Consider the following 19,552-nt stretch of genomic DNA (forward strand, 5'->3'; position numbering starts at 1 on the left):
TGCGTCGTGAGAAGACTCTTCCGCGATCAAGCACTTGATCGCGCTGGACCCCGGATCAGGTCCGGGGTGACGGGGGGCGGATGATGCGGCTTTGCCAAACGAGGTCGTTTCATAGGGTTTTGCAACCCCTGAGGCCTGCTATCATCAGCCGGTTTAGGCGTCTGCCCGAAACCCTCAAAGCATTTGACTTGTGTCAAGGCCACAAAACACCTTGACGTCTAGACATCCCCTGAACCCGATCTATCTCCCTCAAACAGGAGAAATGACGAGTGCGAATACTAAACGCAATGGTGGCTGGCTTCTTCGGTTTCATCGTATTAGGGTTGAAATTCGAAGGGTTCATGGGGAAGACGGATGTCTAAAAAAGGCTTGCTCGTTGGTCTGGTGATTCTGGTTATTGCCGGTATCGCCTATTTCTCCTGGTCAAAGCTGAAGGGTGAGGGACTTCCCGCCGGTTTCGTGGCCAGTAACGGCCGTATCGAGGCCGTCGAGATCGATATTTCCACCAAGACCGCCGGTCGCCTTCAGGACATCATGGTGCGTGAAGGCGATTTCGTGAAGGCCGGGCAGGTGCTTGCCCAAATGGATACGGCGCAACTGGAGGCGAGGAAACGTCAGGCGGAAGCACAGTTTCGCCGTGCGAAAATAGCAATCGATACGGCCCACAGCCTTGTCGCCCAGCGGGAGGCGGAAAAGACCTCGGCGCTGGCGGTGGTGGAACAGCGCAAGGCCCAGCTCGATTCCGCCTCCAAGACCTATGCGCGCTCGAAACAGCTGCTGACCGGCAACGCCGTCTCGCAGCAGATCGTCGATGACAGTGAGGCCGCCGAGCAGTCCGCCCGCGCCACGCTCGCTTCCGCCGAGGCCTCGCTTGCCGCCTCCGATGCCGCAATCAACGCCGCCAAGGCGCAGATCGTCGATGCCGAGGCGGCGGTGGATGCCGCGCAGGCCGATATTGAAAGCATCGAGACGGATATCGCCGATGCGACGCTGAAATCGCCCCGCGATGGCCGCGTGCAATATCGGATCGCCCAGCCCGGTGAGGTGCTGTCCGCCGGTGGACGGGTTCTGAACCTGGTCGATCTCGGCGATGTCTATATGACGTTCTTCCTGCCGACGGCCGAGGCCGGCCGCACGTCCATGGGCTCGGATGTGCGCCTGATATTGGATGCCGCCCCGCAATATACCATCCCCGCCAAGGTTTCCTTCGTGGCCGATGTCGCGCAATTCACGCCGAAAACGGTGGAGACCGAAGAAGAACGCCAGAAGCTGACATTCCGGGTGAGGGCGCAAATCCCGCAGGAGCTGCTGCAGAAATATATCCAATATGTCAAAACCGGGCTGCCCGGCATGGCCTATGTCCGGCTTGATCCGCAGGCCGCCTGGCCGGAAAACCTCGAACGCAATCTCGTCAAGTGACGGTGGCCACCATGGTCGCGCCCCCCGCAACGAATGACAGGCATGCACCGGTCGCGCGATTGGCCGATGTGCGGTTGACCTTCGGAAGCACCATTGCGCTGGCCGACATATCGGTCGAGATCCCCGCCGGGCGGATGATCGGGCTTATCGGGCCTGACGGTGTGGGCAAATCGAGCCTGTTGTCGCTCGTCTCCGGCGCGCGCGCCATACAGAGGGGAAAGGTGGAAGTTCTGGGCGGTGATATGTCCGATCCGCGCCACCGCGAGGATACCTGCCCGCGTATCGCCTATATGCCGCAGGGTCTCGGCAAGAACCTTTATCCCACCCTGTCCGTCTTCGAGAATATCGATTTCTTCGGCAGGCTGTTCGGACAGGACGGCAGGGAGCGGCAGGCGCGCATCGCCGAATTGCTGAAAAGTACCGGCCTCGAGCCCTTCGCCGACCGCCCCGCGATGAAACTTTCCGGCGGCATGAAGCAGAAGCTCGGGCTCTGCTGCGCGCTGATCCACGATCCCGACCTGCTCATTCTCGATGAGCCGACCACCGGCGTCGATCCGCTGTCGCGGCGGCAATTCTGGGAACTGATCGATTCCATCCGCGCCGGGCGTCCGGGCATGAGCGTTATCGTTGCCACGGCCTATATGGAAGAGGCCGCCGGTTTCGACTGGCTGGTCGCGATGGATGGCGGCAAAATACTCGCCACCGGCTCGCCTGCCGAACTTCTCGAGCGCACCTCCGCACCCAATCTCGATGCGGCCTTCATCGCGCTCCTGCCCGAAGAAAAGCGCGAAGGCTACCACGAAGTCCATATCGCGCCGCGCAAGGTGGCGGGTGAGGGTGATTATGCCATCGAGGCGTCGCATCTCAGCATGCGTTTCGGCGATTTCACCGCCGTCGACAATGTCAGCTTCAAGATCCCGCGTGGCGAGATTTTCGGCTTTCTCGGCTCGAACGGTTGCGGAAAATCCACCACCATGAAAATGCTGACGGGGCTTCTGGCCGCCAGCGAAGGCGAGGCGAAGCTTTTCGGGCACAGGGTGGATGCCAGCGACATGGCGATCCGTCACCGCGTCGGCTACATGAGCCAGGCCTTCTCGCTCTATTCCGAGCTGACGGTGCGGCAGAACCTCGATCTTCACGCCCGCCTGTTCAAGCTGCCGGAAGAAACCATTCAGCCGCGTATCGCCGAAATGGCCGAGCGTTTCGATCTCGGTGCGGTCATGGACACACTGCCGGACGACCTGCCGCTCGGCATCCGGCAGAGGCTGTCGCTGGCGGTGGCGATGATCCATTCGCCTGATATTCTCATCCTCGATGAACCGACCTCAGGTGTCGATCCGGTGGCGCGGGACGGGTTCTGGCAAATCCTTGCCGATCTCTCCCGCAACGACGATGTCACCATCTTCATCTCCACCCATTTCATGAACGAGGCGGAGCGCTGCGACCGGATTTCGCTGATGCATGCCGGCAAGGTGCTGATCAGCGATACACCTGACGCGATTACCAAAAGCCGCAATGCGGCAACGCTCGAAGAGGCTTTTGTTGCCTATCTCGAGGATGCTTCAGGCGTCAAAAAGGTGGCACCTGCCGCCGCTCCTGTCGCGGCAGCGCAGGTGCCGGCGACGCAACATGCTGCACCCAATCGTAAGAGGTTTTTCGATTTCAGGCGCATGTTCAGCTATACCCGCCGCGAGGCGCTGGAACTGCAGCGGGATCCCATTCGCGGCACGCTGGCGGTGCTCGGCAGCGTCATCCTGATGTTCGTCATCGGATACGGTATCAATCTCGATGTCGAGGACCTGACCTTCGCGGTGCTGGACCGTGACGATTCCACCATCAGCCGCGATTATGTGCTCGACATTGCCGGCTCGCGTTATTTCATCGAGAAGGAACCGATCCGCGATTATGCCGATATGGACCGGCGGATGCGTGACGGGGAACTGAGCCTTGCCATTGAAATTCCCCCTGGTTTCGGCCGCGATGTCTTGCGCGGCAAGACGGTGGAGGTTGGCGCCTGGATCGACGGCGCGATGCCGCAGCGGGCGGAGACCGTTCGCGGTTACGTGCAGGGCATGCACCAGACATGGCTGGCGCGCAAGGCCGCCGAGATTTACGGCAGCGCGGCCACGCAAAGCAGTTTCAGCATCGAAACGCGCTATCGATACAATCCGGACGTCAAGAGCCTCGTCGCCATGGTGCCGGCGGTCATTCCGCTGCTGCTCATGCTCATTCCCGCCATCCTGGCGGCGCTCAGCGTCGTCAGGGAAAAGGAACTCGGCTCCATCGTCAATCTATACGTGACGCCGACCACGCGGCTGGAGTTCCTGATTGGCAAGCAGCTTCCTTATGTCGCCCTCGGCATGCTCAATTTCCTGCTTCTGACGGCCTTCGCCATCTTCATCTTCCAGGTGCCCTTCACCGGAAGTTATCTCGCCTATGCGACGGGAGCGCTGCTCTATGTCGTCATCGCCACCTCCATCGGCCTTCTCATGTCGTCCTTCATGAAGAGCCAGATCGCGGCGATCTTCGGCACGGCCCTGCTGACGCTCATTCCGGCAACGCAATATTCGGGCATGATCGATCCCGTTTCGTCGCTACAGGGGGCGGGCGCCTTTATCGGCAACATTTATCCCGCCACCTATTTCATGACCATTTCGCGCGGCACCTTCTCCAAGGGGCTGGATTTCACCGGGCTCTCCGGCTCGTTCCTGCCGCTTCTCATTGCCATTCCGCTGCTTCTTGCCGGCGCCGCCCTTTTGAGGAAACAGGCGTCATGAAGCTGTTTTCGTCCAACATCTTCCAGCTCGGCATCAAGGAACTGCGCGGCCTTGCGCGTGACGGGATGTTGCTGCTGCTCATCGTCTACGCCTTCACACTGCAGATTTACACCGGTTCCAGTGCGCTGCCGGAGACGCTGAACAATGCCGCCATCGCCATCGTTGACGAGGATCAGTCACCGCTTTCAGGGCGCATCAGCACGGCTTTTTATCCGCCCTATTTCTCCCCGCCGAAGCAGATTTCCATTGCGGAAATGGACAAGCGCATGGATGCGGGCCTCGATACCTTCGCGCTCAATATCCCGCCGGATTTCCAGCGCCGGCTGATGGCCGGGCAGCAACCCGCTATCCAGCTCAATATCGACGCCACCCGCATGAGCCAGGCTTTCAGTGGCGGCGGTTACGTGCAGAGCATCGTAACGAGTGAAGTTCAGGAATATATCAACCGTTATCGCGGTGCGACGTCGGTGCCGGTGGACCTGACGCTACGCTCCCGTTTCAACCCGGAGCTGGACAAGTCGTGGTTCGGGTCGATCAACAACATCATCACCGCCATCACCATGCTGTCGATCGTGCTGACGGGGGCCGCGCTCATTCGCGAGCGCGAGCATGGCACGGTCGAGCATCTGCTGGTCATGCCGGTCACGCCGCTGGAAATCATGCTCAGCAAGGTCTGGTCCATGGGCCTTGTCGTGCTGGTGGCCTCCGCATTTTCCCTGTTCGTAGTCGTCAGGGGCCTGCTCGCCATTCCAATCGAAGGCTCGCTCTTGCTCTTCCTGCTCGGAACGGCGTTGCAGCTCTTCGCCATGACGTCGATGGGCATCTTCCTTGCGACCGTTGCAGGCTCCATGCCGCAATTCGGCATGCTGCTGATCCTGTTCCTGCTGCCGTTGCAGGTGCTCTCCGGCGCCATGACGCCGCGTGAAAGCATGCCTGATATCATCCAGTACATCATGCTTCTCGCACCCAACACCCATTTCGTCATACTGGCGCAATCGGTGCTTTTCAGGGGGGCGGGGCTGGATGTGGTCTGGCCGCAATTGCTGGCGCTGCTGGCCATCGGCTCCGCGCTTTTCGTTTTCGCGCTTCGCCGTTTCAGGCGTTTCCTGCGCTGATTCCGCCTATTTCCGCGCAAGTTGAATTAATTGTGTTCGGTAACGGTATGTTCGCCTTCCGTGAATATGCCTATGAGGACGGCTGGGTAAGCGGGCTTTGTTCAGGAGTAGCAAAATGAATATTGCAGCACGTCTGTCACTGGCAGCCATGATCGCACTGGCGGCAACGCCATCTCTTGCGTCAGAAGATATGACGTCGGAGACGAGCGAAGCGATATTCGGTTTCGGCGGCGTCCTGACGAAAGAGGACATGCTGAAAAGTGCAGCCCTCATTCCGGTGGAATATGAGCGCAATGCCATTCTGGGCGGCGGCTATCAGTTCTACCCCTACCACATCGGCAACGTGAAACTCGGCGGCGAAATCGGCGTCGCCGCCAGGTTCGGCAAGGGCTTTACCAGTGAAGTCTGGGCGGGTCCGGTTGCACGTTACGAGCAGATCAGGCTCGGAGAACGGCTGTTTATCACGCCGAGCTTTACCGCCGGCCTCAGCCTCGTGACGGATGCGCAGCCTGGCCGCGAGCGGGAACAGGAAATCAAGGACAACGGCAATGCCAATGTCCTGTTTTATCTGGGACCGGAAATCAACGTGTCCTTCAGCGAGGATTCCTCGACGGAATTCTTCTGGCGTCTTCACCACCGCTCCGGTGGCGGCAAGACGCTCGGCAACATGAAGGGCGCGACAAACGCCAATGTCTTCGGCGTCCGCTACAAGTTCTGAGCGGCAGGGGGCGGTTCCAGGCCCGGCGAACCGTCTGAATTTTAGTCACGTTTCTTTTTCGTCGCAAAGCGTCATGGGGAACCCTTGCGTCTGGCGCATGGGTGGATTGCCTTATTCTGCCTGTTAATTCGTCATCGAAAAGCGCATATTGGGGGCATCAAAGGACGCCGGAACGAAAACGTTACTGACGTCACCTAAACCTCAGAAAGGGTAATGTCATGAACGTAGCACGCAGCTTCAATAACTGGCGCAAATATCGTCAGACCATCAACGAACTCGGCCGTATGAGCACCCGTGAACTGCACGATCTCGGTATCGATCGTAGCCAAATCACCAGCGTCGCCCGCGCCGCCGTTGGCAGGTAATCAAGGCGATATCGCCTCTTTTGAATGCCTAAACGCCCGCTCAGCGGGCGTTTTTGTTTTGGAGATATGGGATGCTTCTACGGCGAATATCCGCCAGATAATCCGGCGATGTCGAAGTGCGAGCCGAAGGGTGGGGTTTTCTCGACGTCAGGCGATGAATATCGCCATGCAATGAATGCATATCTGTACTGCAAGCTTATGCCTGTCAAATACGCAGAAAAATGCTATCTTCCAATCATCGAAAGGGATGTACCTCCTCCCACATCCTTTTGGTAAAGCGGGTGATCCTACTCCTCCTCCCAAAGGATTGCCCCGGGGACAGCGGTTTTCCTCCTCCCATATCGCTGTTCATCTTTTCAAAAAGCCTGCCGCACCTCCTCCCGCGGCAGGCTTTTTTGTTTTCAGAAACTTGCCTTTGTCTTCAGGAAATATCTCAGTCGAAAGCCATCATGCCGATGGGCGTCACGGCGTGGGCGCCTGCACGTTTGGCAAGGGCATAAGCGAGGCACTGCTCCACGGCATCCTGCGGCACGGGTTTGGCGATCACGCCGGCGCCGATGCCGAGATTGACGACGACTTCGGGGTTTGCCGTCATGAAGATCACCACCACGCCATGATCTTGGGAAAGCCGCCGTCCGATCTCCGGGCCGGTCTGTCCGTCGGCAAGGTTGACGTCGACGAAGGCGATATCGGCGCGGCTGCCAAGCGCCACGGCGTCTTCCAGCCGGTTGGCGATGCCGATGACATCGGCCTCTTCTTCCGCCTGCAAAATGGAATCCTCTATATCCATGGCGATGAGGAATTCGTCTTCCACGATCAGCACACGCGGCTGTTCCGTGCGGAAACCCGGTTCGTTTTGCAAGACGTCTGCCAACATATGCCTGCCTCCATTCTGTGTTTCAGAGCAACGGATTGAAAACTGAATCGCGGTTGCGGATCATCCGAGGCTTCAACTAAACCCGGAGCGGCGGGACCGGTTCCGTTTTATTTCCCGCCGCTCCAGCGCGGTCGGCATGCAAACACTTCTCGGCGCAACTCGTTCCAAAGTGAGATAAACATAGTGAATGGAGTGTAAACGGTGTGCCTTTTCGGCTATCACCTTACAAGAGCGAAGCAGTTGATTCGGTTCGGTTTTCATCCGGGGAAGGGGTCGGAGAACGTCGCCGTGGAGCATCTTTCGCCCCCTGGAACACCGTTCTTTCGCCATTATGGGGTGAAAGGCCGGCATGAAAATTCAAAGCGTTACAGCCTCTTTTCCCCATCGGGGAGGAAGCGCTGGAACCTTGCCGATCATTCGCGTGCCGCAGTCAAAGAACGGCGCGGGACCCTATGAGTTTAGAAAGAGAATAAGACGATGACCCAGTCTCCGCGCGCCACCATTGCCCGCAACACGCCCAATATCGCCGTCGTCGGCGTCGGTGGCGGTGGCGGCAACGCGATCAACAACATGATTGCCGAGGGCATCGGTGGCGTCGATTTCATCGCCGCCAATACGGATGCGCAGGCGCTGAAGAAGACCAACGCGCCGCGGCTCGTGCAGCTCAGCTCCGAACTGACCGGCGGGCTCGGCGCAGGCGCCGATCCCGAGGTTGGCCGGCAGGCAGCGATCGATTCACTTGACGAGATCATGGATCACCTGAGCGGCTACGACATGTGTTTCATCACCGCCGGCATGGGCGGAGGCACCGGCACGGGCGCTGCCCCCGTCATCGCCGAAGCCTGCCGGGCGAAGAACATCCTCACCGTCGGTGTCGTGACGCTTCCCTTCAGTTTCGAAGGCGCGCGCCGCATGCGGGCTGCCGAATATGGATTCGCCAACCTGCTCAACACGGCAGATACCGTCATCGTCATCCCCAACCAGAACCTGCTGCGCATTGCCGATGCCGGCACGACCTTCGAAAATGCGCTGAAGACGGCCGACAAGGTTCTGTCGCTTGGCGTGCGCTGCATCACAGATCTCATCCTGCGCGAAGGCCTGGTCAATCTCGATTTCGCCGATGTGCGCTATGTCATGAAGAATGGCGGCCGGGCGCTGATGGGCACGGCGCAGGCCAAGGGTGAAAAGCGCGCATCGGAAGCGGCGGCCGCAGCCATTGCCAACCCGCTGCTCGGCGAACCGTCGCTGAAGGAAGCACGCGGCGCATTGGTTTCCATCTCCGGCGGCAACGATCTGACGCTCTACGAGATCGATGAGGCAATGACGCTGGTGCGCGAGGCAGTCAGCGAAGAAACCGATGTGGTGATGGGCGCTTCCTTCGACCCGACGCTGGACGGCGCTTTCAAGATTTCGGTCGTCGCCACCGGCCTGCGCAACTGAGGCTTGCCTGAGAAGCGGCGTACTCTTTGCTTCCCAGGGACATCGCCTTCTTGAGTTGGCGATACCCTAAAAACAGCGTCCACGCCACAAACTGAACGATCAAAAGCCGTCGCGGGCAATTTTCGCGACGGCTTTTTGTTGTTTTTGAACAATTATTCCGCCATTCGAAGAGGCTGCGGTGCTGCGCAGCGTTGATCGGGAAAAAATATAATAGTACTCTTTATGTCGACAAGAGGGATTTGATGATGACGGATATAATTGCTTCTGCCGAGCGCAAGCGCGGCTCCGGCGTGAAGATGGTCTATGATCTGCTGCGCGACGAGATTCTCGATCTGGTTCTGCCGCCCGGCAGCCCCATCGACGAGGTGCAGCTTGCCGAAAGGTTCAAGATGTCGCGCACGCCGATCCGCGAGGCGCTGGTGCGGCTTTCGGGCGAGGGGCTGATCGATACGCTGCCGAACCGTTCGACCATGGTGTCGAACATCGATTTCCTCAACATGCACACCTATTTCGATGCGCTGGTGCTGATGTATCGGGTAACGACGCAGCTTGCCGCGCAATATCACCGTCCGGAGGATCTGGCCGGAATCCGCGCCCACAATGCGGAATTCGCCATTGCGGTGGAAGAGCAGGATGCGCTGGCGATGATCTCCACCAATGCCGCCCTTCACCTTTCCATCGCCGAAGCCGGGCGTAACCCCTATTTTACCAGCCTGTTCAAGCGGCTGCTGGACGAGGGGCGACGCATCCTCAGGCTTTATTACCAGTCCTATGACGATCGTTTGCCGAAGCGCTTCGTCGACGATCATGATGAGATCATCGCGGCGATTGCCGCGCGTGATACCGTTCTTTCCGAGAAACTGGCCCGTGAGCATGCCGAACAGATCGTGCGGCAGGTGCAGAAACTACTGGTGCGAAACGAACGGCTGGAAATAAATCTGTAGCTTGTCGATTTCTTGTCGACAAATAAAATACAAGATTGTAATGTCCTTGTCGAAAGGGTGGCGCGGAGGTGCGTCCATTCCTGAAAAACATGTCCCTTAGGAGCTTGAAATGACGGCCAGCATTTTTTCCGGCGTGATTCCCGCCTTGATGACCCCCTGCAAGGATGATCGCACCCCTGATTTCGATGCGCTTGTTCGCAAGGGCAAGGAACTGATCGCCGATGGCATGTCGGCCGTTGTTTATTGCGGTTCCATGGGCGACTGGCCGCTCCTGACGGACGAGCAGCGCATGGAAGGCGTCGAGCGCCTGGTGAAAGCCGGTATTCCGGTCATCGTCGGCACCGGCGCGGTCAACACGGCATCTGCCGTTGCCCATGCCGCCCATGCCCAGAAGGTTGGCGCCAAGGGCCTGATGGTCATTCCGCGCGTCCTGTCGCGCGGTTCGGTCATCGCCGCCCAGAAGGCCCACTTCAAGGCCATCCTCTCGGCCGCACCGGAAATCCCGGCCGTCATCTACAACAGCCCCTATTACGGCTTCGCCACTCGCGCCGATCTCTTTTTCGCGCTGCGCGCCGAGCACAAGAACCTCGTCGGCTTCAAGGAATTCGGCGGCCCGGCCGATATGCGTTACGCAGCTGAAAACATCACCAGCCGCGATGACGACGTCACCCTCATGATCGGCGTCGATACCGCCGTCTTCCATGGCTTCGTCAATTGTGGCGCAACTGGCGCCATCACCGGCATCGGTAATGTCCTGCCGAAGGAAGTCATTCACCTCTGCAAGCTGTCGCAGGCCGCCGCCAAGGGTGATGCCGATGCCCGCGCCCGCGCGCTCGAGCTGGAACAGGCGCTCGCCGTTCTCTCGTCCTTCGATGAAGGCCCGGATCTGGTTCTCTATTTCAAGCACATGATGGTGCTGAAGGGCGACAAGGAATACACGCTGCACTTCAACGAAACCGATGCCCTGACGGACAGCCAGCGCGGTTATGTCGAGGCGCAGTTCAAGCTGTTCAACAGCTGGTATGCCGACTGGAGCAAGCTGCCGGGTGCGGTTCAGGCCTGCAAAGCTGCTTGATCAGTCACTGACGTGAAAACAAAAGGCCCGCAACTGCGGGCCTTTTTTGTATGTGATGAGATTTGATGTCTCTTTTCCGTCATGCCGGACTAGATCCGGCATCCAGCCACGGCGCGTCTGCGCCGTGAAAGGACTCTTCCGCGATCAAGGACTTGATCGCACTAAACCCCGGATCTAGTCCGGGGTGACGGAGCGGGGATGCTATGCAGTCGCAAAGAAAGCTGAGTGACGCTGTCGTTATGAGAAAGCCCGCGATCGCGGGCTTTTTTTATTTCCACATCCAAACGCGCTCAGGAAACCGCGTCCAGCCCCTTCTCCAGCAACCGGTCGAGCCCGGCCATTTCGGCGGCGGTGAGGGTAATGCCTTCGCTTTCGGATTTGGCGCGGGCAGTGAAGCGGCGGCCCGAGGGAAGGCGGGCGCCCTGGCCGATGATAGCGTCGAACAGCACTTCCGCGCGCTGGAAAGGATCGCCGGGGCGGCCTTTGGCGAAGGCTTCGGGAGAGAAGGCGACGATCAGCTCGCCATGGGTGGGGGCAAGCGTGGTGGTGCCGAGAAATTCGAGCGCTTCGGGGCTGGTGAGATCGCCGATCATGATGCCGGCGAGAAGCTCGATCATGGTGCCGATGGCCGATCCCTTGTGGCCGCCAAAGGGCAGCATGGAGCCGGCAAGGGCCGCCTCCGGGTCGGTCGTCGGCTTGCCGTCGGCATCCAGAGCCCAGCCTTCCGGCAGGGGCTTTCCGGCCCGCCGGTGTAGTTCTATTTCACCTCGGGCCGCAACCGAGGTCGCGAAATCAAAGACATAAGGGGAGGTGTCCTTGCGCGGCCAGCCGAAGGCGAAGGGGTTGGTGCCAAGCAGAGGCTTGGTTCCGCCGGTGGGCGCAACGGTGGAATAGCTCGGGCACATGACCAGCCCGGCGAGACCATTCGAGGTAAGGCCCTCGACTTCCGGCCAGAGCGCCGAGAAATGCGTGCAGTCATTGATGACGAGTGCAGCGATCCCCGCACGTTTCGCTCGCTCCACCAGAACCGGCAGACCAAGTTCGAAGGCGGGGTTGGCGAAGCCGCCACGGGCATTGACCTTGACGATGGCCGTGGCGTCGTCTTCAGCCACTTCAGGTATGGCGTCGGGCTTCACCTTGCCCGCCTTGACGGTGCGGAGCGCGCCTTCGATACGGTAGATGCCGTGGGACTTGCAGGCGTCCCGCTCACCGGCAGTAATGACCCGCGCCAGCGCTCCCGACTGTACATCATTCACCCCGGCCCTCAAAAAAATCGACTCGACCCGCTGGAAAAGTGCCTCAATGGTCAAAGTGGTCGTGTCGCTCATCATAGTCCTCCGATAGGGCTCGCACATTTTGAATACATAAAGTATACAAAGGCGTGAGTATTGCAACGTGTCTTTTCGATGAAGCTCAGTCCGAGCAGAAGGTGACCCTCTCAAACACGAAGACACCTTAAGCCGTCATTCCTTTGCTTGTTACAAAAATCCGGTCGGCGCGTCTGCGCGTCGGAAAGCCTTTTTTAGCCCAAAGATTTGGGCAGGCCAGATTCCTGTGACAAGTACAGGAAGGAGGGATTCTGGATGTCTCGCCCATCTTGTCGCTCCCCCCGCGCTGGCATGCGTAATCATCCGCGATACCTCATCAGTTCGCACATGCAAAAATTCTTTTTGTATACTCGTTGTATTTTTATGTTGATTTATCGCCGCCATAGGGAAATAGTGACCGCGCCTTCAAGGGCAGACCAATTGTGGGAGCAAATAAAGAATGAAAAAATCGGTCATCGTCGCCGGCCTCCTGGCCGCCACTTTCGCTATTACGCCGGCCAAGGCCGACAAACTTGACGACATCATTTCGTCCGGCACGCTGCGTTGCGCCGTCGTGCTCGATTTCCCGCCCATGGGCGCGCGTGATGACGCCAACAACCCAATCGGCTTCGATGTCGATTATTGCAACGATCTTGCCAAGGCGCTCGGCGTCACGGCTGAAATCGTCGAAACGCCGTTCCCCGAGCGCATTCCGGCGCTGATGTCCGGCCGCGTCGATGTCGGCGTTGCGTCCACCTCCGATACGCTGGAGCGCGCCAAGACGGTCGGCATGACCGTGCCTTACTTCGCTTTCGAAATGGCCGTTACCGCCAACGACAAGTCGGGCATCAAGTCCTTTGAGGACATGAAGGGCAAGACGGTCGGCGCGACTGCCGGCACGTTCGAAGCCATCGCGCTCGAAAAGACGGTCAAGGAATGGGGCACCGGCGAATTCCGTCCGTACCAGACGCAGGCCGATGTGTTCCTCGCGCTCAGCCAGGGCCAGATCGACGCCACCGTCTCCACCTCGACGGTTGCGCAGTCCAACGTCAAGGGCGGCAAGTTCGCGGGCATCTCCGTGGTAGGCAAGGCGCCCTATGACATTGACTATGTCGCGCTCTTCACCAACCGTGACGAATACGGCTTCATCAACTACCTGAACCTCTTCATCAACCAGCAGGTTCGCACCGGCCGTTACGCCGAACTCTATGAAAAATGGGTTGGCGGCGAAGTTCCTTCGCTCACCGTCAACGGCGTTTATCGCTGATCAGGACTTTTCGTAAACGGCGCGGTCAAGATGATCGCGCCGTTGATCGTTTCTGAAAAGGCGGGACGCTTAATGTTCAACTATACATTCCACTGGAATCAGGCGCTGAAGGCTCTGCCGCAGCTTCTGGACGGTGCGGTGGTGACGCTGCAGATCGCCATTCTGTCGATGGTAATCGGTCTTTCCTGCGCCATAGTGCTGACGCTGTTCCGGCTCTCCGGCAACCGCATTCTCGGCGCTTTCGCCGCCGTCTGGGTGGAAGTCGCCCGCAACACGCCGGCGCTGTTCCAGATCTACATGGCCCATTTCGGCCTTGGCAATTTCGGCATTCATTTGAGCCCCTATACGGCGCTTCTGGTCGGTATCGCCTTCAACAATGCCGGTTATCTGGCGGAAAATTTCCGTGGCGCGCTAAAGGCCATTCCCGATACGCAGACGCGCTCGGGCCGTTCGCTAGGCATGACCTCGATGCAAACCTTCCGGCTGATCATCCTGCCGCAGATGCTGCGCGTTGCGTTCCTGCCTGCCACCAACCAGATGGTGTGGGCAATTCTCATGACCTCGCTCGGCGTCACGGTCGGCATGAATACGGATCTCGCCGGCGTCACGCAGGCGCTCAATGCGCGCTCGTTCCGCACCTTCGAATTCTTCGCGCTCGCCGCGGTCATCTATTACGTGATCGCCAAGATCGTCACGCTCGCCGCCCGTCTGCTGGCAGCGCGTCTGTTCCGTTATTGAGAGAGGTGAGCCATGTTTGAAACCGCTCTCACCTGGAGTGATCTCGCCTTCCTGGCCAAGGGTGCCGGTATGACGCTTGCCGTCACCGCCGTCGCCGTCACGGCGGCACCATCATGGGGATCATCTTCGGTATCATCCGTTTCCAGTTCGGCCCCTATTGGTCGCTGCCGCTGACCTTCGTGCTGGATATTTTCCGTTCCGTGCCGCTGCTCATCCAGCTCGTGCTCGGCAACGCCTTCCAGTCGATCGCCAAGCTCGGCTGGCCGCCATTCACCACCTCCTGCGTGGTGCTGTCGCTTTATACGGCAGCCTATTGCACCGAGATCGTGCGCGGCGGCATCGATGCCGTGCCGTCGAATACGCGCCGCGCCTGCCGTTCGCTGGGTATGACCTGGTCGCAGGACATGCGCTATATCGTGCTGCCGCTCGCCACCCGCGTGTCGCTGCCCGCATGGATCGGGCTCACGCTCGGTGTCATGAAGGATTCGGCGCTGGTGCTTTGGCTCGGCCTCATCGAGCTTCTGCGTGCCTCGCAGATTCTCGTTACCCGCCTGCAGGAACCGCTGACGATCCTGATGATCTGCGGCGCCATCTACTTCCTTATCAGCTTCCCCATCGCCCGTTTCGGCGGGTATCTCGAAAGACGGTGGTCCCCCAATGATTGAGATCGAAAACGTCCGCAAATCCTTCGGCCCGCTGGAGGTTCTGAAAGGGATCAACCTCACCGTCAACAAGGGCGAGGTGGTCACCATCATCGGCGGCTCCGGTTCCGGCAAGTCGACGTTGCTGACCTGCATCAACGGCCTCGAGCCGATCGATAGCGGCAAGATCGTCATCGACGGCACGGAAGTGCATGCGAAGTCCACCGACCTCAACAAGCTGCGCCGCAAGGTCGGCATCGTCTTCCAGCAATGGAACGCCTTCCCGCATCTGACTGTGCTCGAAAACGTCATGCTCGCGCCGCGCAAGGTGCTCGGTATCTCGAAGGAGCAGGCCGAGGAAATCGCGGTAAAGCAATTGACCCATGTGGGCCTTGCCGAAAAGCTGAAGGTCTATCCGAACCGCATGTCGGGCGGTCAGCAGCAGCGTATGGCGATTGCCCGCGCGCTTGCCATGTCGCCGGAATATATGCTGTTCGACGAAGTCACCTCGGCGCTCGACCCGATGCTGGTGGGCGAAGTGCTCGATACGCTGAAGATGCTGGCGGATGAGGGCATGACGATGATCTGCGTCACCCATGAAATGGCCTTCGCCCGCGATGTCTCGAACCGCGTCGCCTTCTTCCATCAGGGTGTGATGGCGGAAATCGGCACGCCGGACCAGCTGTTCGGCGCGCCGCAGCACGCTGAAACGCAGAAATTCCTGGCGAGCGTGCGGTAATGCCAGCCAATGATGTCATCGTCATCGGGGCCGGCGTCGTCGGCCTCTCGGCGGCAATCGCGGCGCAGGGCCGTGGCCTGTCGGTCACGGTCATCGACCGCGAGGGACCGGCGGCGGGCGCGTCCGCCGGTAATGCCGGTGCCTTCGCTTTCACCGATATCCTGCCGCTGGCATCGCCCGGCATTCTGTGGAAGGCGCCGAAGTGGCTGCTCGATCCGCTCGGTCCGCTCAGCGTGCCGCCGGCCTATGCGTTGAAAATTGCGCCTTGGATGTTCCGGTTCTGGCGGGCCTGCGCCGCTTCGAAGGTGGAACATTCGACCGCCGCCCAGACCGCGCTGATGGATCTCGCGAAGGCCGAGCTGGAGCCGTTCTTGAAAAGGACCGACACCATCGCCATGCTGCGCAAGGAGGGCAACCTCCAGGTCTATGAAAGCGAGGCGGAATTCGAAGCCTCGCTTCCCGGCTGGAAGGCGCGCGAGCGGCACGGTATCGAGTTCCGGCATCTCAATGCCGAACAGATGGCTGAGATACAGCCCGGCATCGCGCCGCGTTTCACCTGCGGCACGTTCACGCCCGGCTGGTATTCCATCGCCGACCCCAAGCTCTACACGCTGGCGCTGGCCGAGCATTTCCGCACCATTGGCGGCCGTATCGAATGCCTCGATATCGCTTCGCTCAGGCCGCTGGAAGACGGTGTCGAGGTAGTGAGCCATGATGGGCGCACCCGCAAGGCCGCCAGGGTGGTGCTGGCGGCCGGCGCCTTTTCGCATCGCATCGCCCGTTCGCTCGGGGAAAAAATTCCGCTGGAAACCGAACGGGGGTATAATACGACCCTGCCGTCTGGCGCCTTCGATCTGCGCACGCAGGTGACTTTCGGCGGCCATGGTTTCGTCGTCACGCGGCTTTCCTCCGGCATCCGCGTCGGTGGCGCGGTGGAACTGGGCGGACTGGAGCTTCCGGCCAATTTCGCCCGTTCCGAAGCGCTGCTGACCAAGGCGAAAGCCTTCCTGCCGGGCCTGAAGACCGAAGGCGGCAAGCAGTGGATGGGCTTTCGCCCCTCGCTGCCGGACAGCCTGCCGGCCATCGGGCAAGCACGGCACACGGCGCGGGTGGTCTATGCCTTCGGCCACGGACATCTGGGGTTGACGCAATCGGCGGGCACGGCCCGCATCGTCGCCGATCTTCTGACGGGGCAAAAACCCGCCATCGATACAAGGGCATTTTCGCCGCAACGCTTCTGACGGGGATTTCCGATGTCTTCTTCCCTCTCGACAACAGCCGTTTCTGAAGCCCGCAGCATTTTGGCCGGTTCGGCCGAAGGGCCGGCGATCTCCACCACCGAAGCGCTGAGTTTCTGGGGCGGGGTCGATCCCGCCACCGGCCGGGTGATCGACGTGCACCACCCGTTGCATGGTATCTGTCTCACCGGCGGCGTGCTGTTCATGCCCACCAGCCGTGGCTCCTGTACCGGTTCGGGCGTCTTGCTCGATCTTATCCTGACGGGCCGTGCGCCCTCGGCGCTGGTCTTCTGCGAGGCGGAGGACGTGCTGACGCTGGGCGCGCTGATCGCCGCCGAGATGTTCGGCAAGCCTTTGCCGGTGCTGCGCCTCGACGCGGAAAATTTCGCCCGGTTCTCCAAAGCCGTTCATGTCCGTATCGATGAGACGGCCATTAAAGCCGATGGCGTTTCCCTTGCCATCACGCCGCCGGCGACGGCGCATCTCGATCTTGGGGATGACGACCGGGCCGTGCTCGAAGGGCGCGATGGCATCGCCGCGCAGCAGGCCATGCGCATCACCGTCGCCATGGCCGCCCAGCAAGGGGCATCGGCGCTTGTCGATGTCACGCAGGGCCATATTGACGGTTGCATCTATGCCAGCCCCGCCAATCTCACCTTCGCGGAAAAAATGGCGGAGATGGGCGCGAAGGTACGGGTGCCGACGACCATGAACGCCATTTCGGTGGACAAGGCGCATTGGCGTTCGCAGGGCATGCCGGAGGATTTCGGCGACCCGGCCGCAAGGCTGGCGGATGCCTATGTGCGCATGGGCTGTCGCCCGACTTTCACCTGTTCGCCTTACCTGCTCGACAGCGCGCCGCGGGCCGGCGACATGATCGCCTGGGCCGAATCGAACGCGGTGATCTTCGCCAATACGGTGCTTGGCGCGCGCACGGCGAAACATCCGGATTTTCTCGATCTCTGCATCGCGCTTACGGGCAGGGCGCCGCTTGCCGGCGTCTATCTGGAGGAAAATCGCCGTCCTCAGCGCATCGTCAATGTGGCGTTGCCGCAGGGTGTGGATGATGCCTTCTGGCCACTCGTCGGTTATCTGGCGGGCAAGGCCGCACCGGATTGTATTCCGCTGCTGCGCGGCCTTGGCCCTGCGAAGCCGTCACGGGATGATCTAAAAGCGCTTTGCGCGGCTTTCGGCACCACATCCGCTGCGCCCATGTTGCATATTGAGGGTGTGACCCCGGAAGCCGGGCTTGCGCCTTTGGAAACAGCCGAGACCGTCACCATTTCGCTCGCAGATATGGCCGCCGGCTGGTCGCTGCTGAATGAGGGGCCGGAGGACGTGCAGCTCGTTGCCATCGGCAGCCCGCATGCCTCGCTGGAGGAGTGCCGCGCGCTCGCCGCTGTGCTCGCCGGTCGCAAGCGGCATGCGGATGTCGCCGTCATCGTGACAGCCGGGCAGCAGGTCATCGATGCGGCCAGCCAGGACGGCACCTTGAAAAGACTGCATGACAGCGGGGTGCAGGTGCTGCCTGATCTTTGCTGGTGCTCCATTTCCGAACCGGTCTTCCCGACGAAGACCCGTGCCCTGATGACTAATTCCGGCAAATACGCCCATTACGGACCGGGCCTCAGCGGTCGCGCAGTGCGCTTCGGCAGCCTTGCCGATTGCGTGGAAAGTGCGCTGACCGGCCGTGCTCCATCCCTTCTTCCTTCATGGCTTTCCTAAGGAGTTCTGAATGCGCAGCATCAAGACCATTCATGTCATTTCCGCCCATGCGGAAGGTGAGGTGGGGGACGTGATCGTCGGTGGAGTGAAGCCGCCGCCGGGCGAGACGATCTGGGAGCAGAGCCGCTTCATCGCCCGCGATGAGACCCTGCGCAATTTCGTGCTAAACGAGCCGCGTGGCGGCGTGTTCCGGCACGTCAACCTGCTGGTGCCGCCGAAACATCCGGATGCGGATGCCGCCTTCATCATCATGGAACCGGAAGATACGCCGCCCATGTCCGGCTCCAACTCCATCTGCGTTTCCACCGTGCTTCTGGATGGCGGCATCGTACCGATGCAGGAGCCGGAAACCCATATGCTGCTGGAAGCGCCGGGTGGGCTGGTGAGGGTGCGCGCCGAATGCCGCAACGGCAAGGCCGAGCGCATTTTCGTGCAGAACCTGCCGAGCTTTGCCGCAAAGCTCGACGTCGAACTCGAGGTGGAAGGTCTCGGTACGCTGAAAGTGGACACGGCCTATGGCGGCGACAGCTTCGTCATCGTCGATGCCGAAGCTATGGGCTTTAGCCTGAAGCCGGAAGAGGCGCATGAGATTGCCCGCCTCGGCGTGCGCATCACCAATGCCGCTAACAAGGCTCTGGGCTTCGACCATCCGGAAAACCCGGACTGGAAACATTTCTCCTTCTGCCTGTTTGCCGGCAAGGTGGAACGCACGGCCGAAGGCCTGCGGGCAGGGGCGGCCGTCGCCATCCAGCCGGGCAAGGTGGACCGTTCGCCGACCGGCACGGCCCTTTCGGCCCGCATGGCGGTGCTGCATGCACGTGGCGAAATGAAGGAGGGCGAAACGCTGACGGCGGTGTCGCTGATCGGCTCTACCTTCACCGGCCGTATTCTTGGAGCGACAACGGTCGGCGACCGTCCAGCCATCCTGCCGGAAATCTCCGGTCGCGGCTGGATCACCGGTATCCACCAGCACATGCTCGACCCGTCTGATCCGTGGCCGGAAGGGTATCGTCTGACGGATACGTGGGGTGCGCGGTAAGGAGGGCCTTTAAAGGTCTATACCCCAATCGGGCTGCATCGGTTCGGCGTCTTTCTTCTCCCCGCCGGGGAGAAGATGGCCCGAAGGGTCAGATGAGGGGGTAACGTTGCCGGATTTCGGAGAGCGTG

General features: G+C 60.3%; 16 protein-coding genes and 1 pseudogene. 15 read left to right on the forward strand and 2 right to left on the reverse strand.

Translation table 11 applies throughout. From position 1 onward, the window contains the following. Window positions 1-354: 354 nt before the first annotated feature. The 5 genes from AGR7B_RS23160 to AGR7B_RS23180 all read left to right on the forward strand — a co-directional run bounded on the left by AGR7B_RS23160 (window position 355) and on the right by AGR7B_RS23180 (window position 6,394). Window positions 355-1,419, forward strand: coding sequence for an HlyD family secretion protein (locus AGR7B_RS23160; RefSeq protein ID WP_080858046.1), 1,065 nt, complete (start codon window positions 355-357; stop codon window positions 1,417-1,419). Window positions 1,420-1,430: 11 nt separating this feature from the next. After that, window positions 1,431-4,196 carry a ribosome-associated ATPase/putative transporter RbbA gene (gene rbbA, locus AGR7B_RS23165; protein WP_080858219.1) on the forward strand — a complete coding sequence of 922 codons (2,766 nt, stop codon included), beginning with the start codon at window positions 1,431-1,433 and terminating at the stop codon, window positions 4,194-4,196. Continuing rightward, window positions 4,193-5,311: an ABC transporter permease gene (locus tag AGR7B_RS23170; protein WP_059756311.1), complete on the forward strand. Its 1,119-nt coding sequence runs from the start codon at window positions 4,193-4,195 to the stop codon at window positions 5,309-5,311. The genes rbbA and AGR7B_RS23170 overlap by 4 nt, the downstream gene beginning before the upstream one ends. 115 nt (window positions 5,312-5,426) lie before the next feature. Continuing rightward, entirely contained in the window at window positions 5,427-6,029 is a 603-nt protein-coding gene (locus tag AGR7B_RS23175) for a hypothetical protein (RefSeq protein WP_162934241.1), read from the forward strand. A 218-nt stretch (window positions 6,030-6,247) separates the two neighbouring features. Continuing rightward, window positions 6,248-6,394 (forward strand): DUF1127 domain-containing protein, encoded by a 147-nt coding sequence (locus tag AGR7B_RS23180; RefSeq protein WP_003521716.1) that lies wholly within the window; start codon window positions 6,248-6,250, stop codon window positions 6,392-6,394. 433 nt (window positions 6,395-6,827) lie between these two features. Here the strand turns inward: AGR7B_RS23180 and AGR7B_RS23185 are convergent, their stop codons facing one another. Continuing rightward, window positions 6,828-7,271, reverse strand: a complete 444-nt coding sequence (locus AGR7B_RS23185) for a response regulator (RefSeq protein ID WP_065657684.1) — start codon at window positions 7,269-7,271, stop codon at window positions 6,828-6,830. 477 nt (window positions 7,272-7,748) lie between these two features. Between AGR7B_RS23185 and ftsZ the strand changes: the two genes are divergently transcribed. From ftsZ to AGR7B_RS23200, 3 genes are all read left to right on the forward strand, one after another. Next, window positions 7,749-8,711: a cell division protein FtsZ gene (gene ftsZ, locus AGR7B_RS23190; RefSeq protein ID WP_003521714.1), complete on the forward strand. Its 963-nt coding sequence runs from the start codon at window positions 7,749-7,751 to the stop codon at window positions 8,709-8,711. A gap of 245 nt (window positions 8,712-8,956) precedes the next feature. Further along, a complete protein-coding gene (locus AGR7B_RS23195) occupies window positions 8,957-9,655 on the forward strand; it encodes a GntR family transcriptional regulator (protein WP_031234148.1) in 699 nt (232 codons plus the stop codon). Between the two features lie 109 nt (window positions 9,656-9,764). Beyond that, window positions 9,765-10,730, forward strand: a complete 966-nt coding sequence (locus AGR7B_RS23200; protein ID WP_003521712.1) for a dihydrodipicolinate synthase family protein — start codon at window positions 9,765-9,767, stop codon at window positions 10,728-10,730. A 290-nt stretch (window positions 10,731-11,020) separates the two neighbouring features. Here the strand turns inward: AGR7B_RS23200 and AGR7B_RS23205 are convergent, their stop codons facing one another. Next, window positions 11,021-12,058 carry an Ldh family oxidoreductase gene (locus AGR7B_RS23205; RefSeq protein WP_080858047.1) on the reverse strand — a complete coding sequence of 346 codons (1,038 nt, stop codon included), beginning with the start codon at window positions 12,056-12,058 and terminating at the stop codon, window positions 11,021-11,023. 439 nt (window positions 12,059-12,497) lie between these two features. On the opposite strand from AGR7B_RS23205, the gene AGR7B_RS23215 reads away from it, so the two are divergent. From AGR7B_RS23215 to AGR7B_RS23245, 7 genes and pseudogenes are all read left to right on the forward strand, one after another. Further along, a complete protein-coding gene (locus AGR7B_RS23215) occupies window positions 12,498-13,304 on the forward strand; it encodes an ABC transporter substrate-binding protein (RefSeq protein WP_003521709.1) in 807 nt (268 codons plus the stop codon). 72 nt (window positions 13,305-13,376) lie between these two features. Continuing rightward, window positions 13,377-14,042, forward strand: a complete 666-nt coding sequence (locus AGR7B_RS23220) for an amino acid ABC transporter permease (RefSeq protein ID WP_078053901.1) — start codon at window positions 13,377-13,379, stop codon at window positions 14,040-14,042. Window positions 14,043-14,054: 12 nt separating this feature from the next. Next, window positions 14,055-14,707, forward strand: a pseudogene (locus tag AGR7B_RS23225) (amino acid ABC transporter permease). Continuing rightward, complete coding sequence (locus AGR7B_RS23230) at window positions 14,700-15,422, forward strand: amino acid ABC transporter ATP-binding protein (RefSeq protein WP_020811659.1); 723 nt, start codon at window positions 14,700-14,702, stop codon at window positions 15,420-15,422. The pseudogene AGR7B_RS23225 and the gene AGR7B_RS23230 overlap by 8 nt, the downstream one beginning before the upstream one ends. Beyond that, a complete protein-coding gene (locus AGR7B_RS23235) occupies window positions 15,422-16,663 on the forward strand; it encodes an NAD(P)/FAD-dependent oxidoreductase (protein ID WP_080858049.1) in 1,242 nt (413 codons plus the stop codon). The genes AGR7B_RS23230 and AGR7B_RS23235 overlap by 1 nt, the downstream gene beginning before the upstream one ends. A 12-nt stretch (window positions 16,664-16,675) precedes the next feature. After that, window positions 16,676-18,385, forward strand: a complete 1,710-nt coding sequence (gene lhpI, locus AGR7B_RS23240; protein ID WP_080858050.1) for a cis-3-hydroxy-L-proline dehydratase — start codon at window positions 16,676-16,678, stop codon at window positions 18,383-18,385. A 10-nt stretch (window positions 18,386-18,395) separates the two neighbouring features. After that, window positions 18,396-19,424, forward strand: a complete 1,029-nt coding sequence (locus AGR7B_RS23245; protein ID WP_080858051.1) for a trans-3-hydroxy-L-proline dehydratase — start codon at window positions 18,396-18,398, stop codon at window positions 19,422-19,424. Window positions 19,425-19,552 lie beyond the last annotated feature (128 nt).

Origin of the sequence: Agrobacterium deltaense RV3 (assembly GCF_900013505.1) — a bacterium.
In the GTDB taxonomy this organism is placed as follows: Bacteria; Pseudomonadota; Alphaproteobacteria; order Rhizobiales; family Rhizobiaceae; genus Agrobacterium; species Agrobacterium leguminum.

Coding starts and splice junctions, on each gene's coding strand:
- AGR7B_RS23160 (WP_080858046.1), top strand. CDS start 355: ATGTCTAAAAAAGGCTTGCTCGTTGGTCTGGTGATTCTGGTTATTGCC.
- rbbA (WP_080858219.1), top strand. CDS start 1,431: ATGGTCGCGCCCCCCGCAACGAATGACAGGCATGCACCGGTCGCGCGA.
- AGR7B_RS23170 (WP_059756311.1), top strand. CDS start 4,193: ATGAAGCTGTTTTCGTCCAACATCTTCCAGCTCGGCATCAAGGAACTG.
- AGR7B_RS23175 (WP_162934241.1), top strand. CDS start 5,427: ATGAATATTGCAGCACGTCTGTCACTGGCAGCCATGATCGCACTGGCG.
- AGR7B_RS23180 (WP_003521716.1), top strand. CDS start 6,248: ATGAACGTAGCACGCAGCTTCAATAACTGGCGCAAATATCGTCAGACC.
- AGR7B_RS23185 (WP_065657684.1), bottom strand. CDS start 7,271: ATGTTGGCAGACGTCTTGCAAAACGAACCGGGTTTCCGCACGGAACAG.
- ftsZ (WP_003521714.1), top strand. CDS start 7,749: ATGACCCAGTCTCCGCGCGCCACCATTGCCCGCAACACGCCCAATATC.
- AGR7B_RS23195 (WP_031234148.1), top strand. CDS start 8,957: ATGACGGATATAATTGCTTCTGCCGAGCGCAAGCGCGGCTCCGGCGTG.
- AGR7B_RS23200 (WP_003521712.1), top strand. CDS start 9,765: ATGACGGCCAGCATTTTTTCCGGCGTGATTCCCGCCTTGATGACCCCC.
- AGR7B_RS23205 (WP_080858047.1), bottom strand. CDS start 12,058: ATGAGCGACACGACCACTTTGACCATTGAGGCACTTTTCCAGCGGGTC.
- AGR7B_RS23215 (WP_003521709.1), top strand. CDS start 12,498: ATGAAAAAATCGGTCATCGTCGCCGGCCTCCTGGCCGCCACTTTCGCT.
- AGR7B_RS23220 (WP_078053901.1), top strand. CDS start 13,377: ATGTTCAACTATACATTCCACTGGAATCAGGCGCTGAAGGCTCTGCCG.
- AGR7B_RS23230 (WP_020811659.1), top strand. CDS start 14,700: ATGATTGAGATCGAAAACGTCCGCAAATCCTTCGGCCCGCTGGAGGTT.
- AGR7B_RS23235 (WP_080858049.1), top strand. CDS start 15,422: ATGCCAGCCAATGATGTCATCGTCATCGGGGCCGGCGTCGTCGGCCTC.
- lhpI (WP_080858050.1), top strand. CDS start 16,676: ATGTCTTCTTCCCTCTCGACAACAGCCGTTTCTGAAGCCCGCAGCATT.
- AGR7B_RS23245 (WP_080858051.1), top strand. CDS start 18,396: ATGCGCAGCATCAAGACCATTCATGTCATTTCCGCCCATGCGGAAGGT.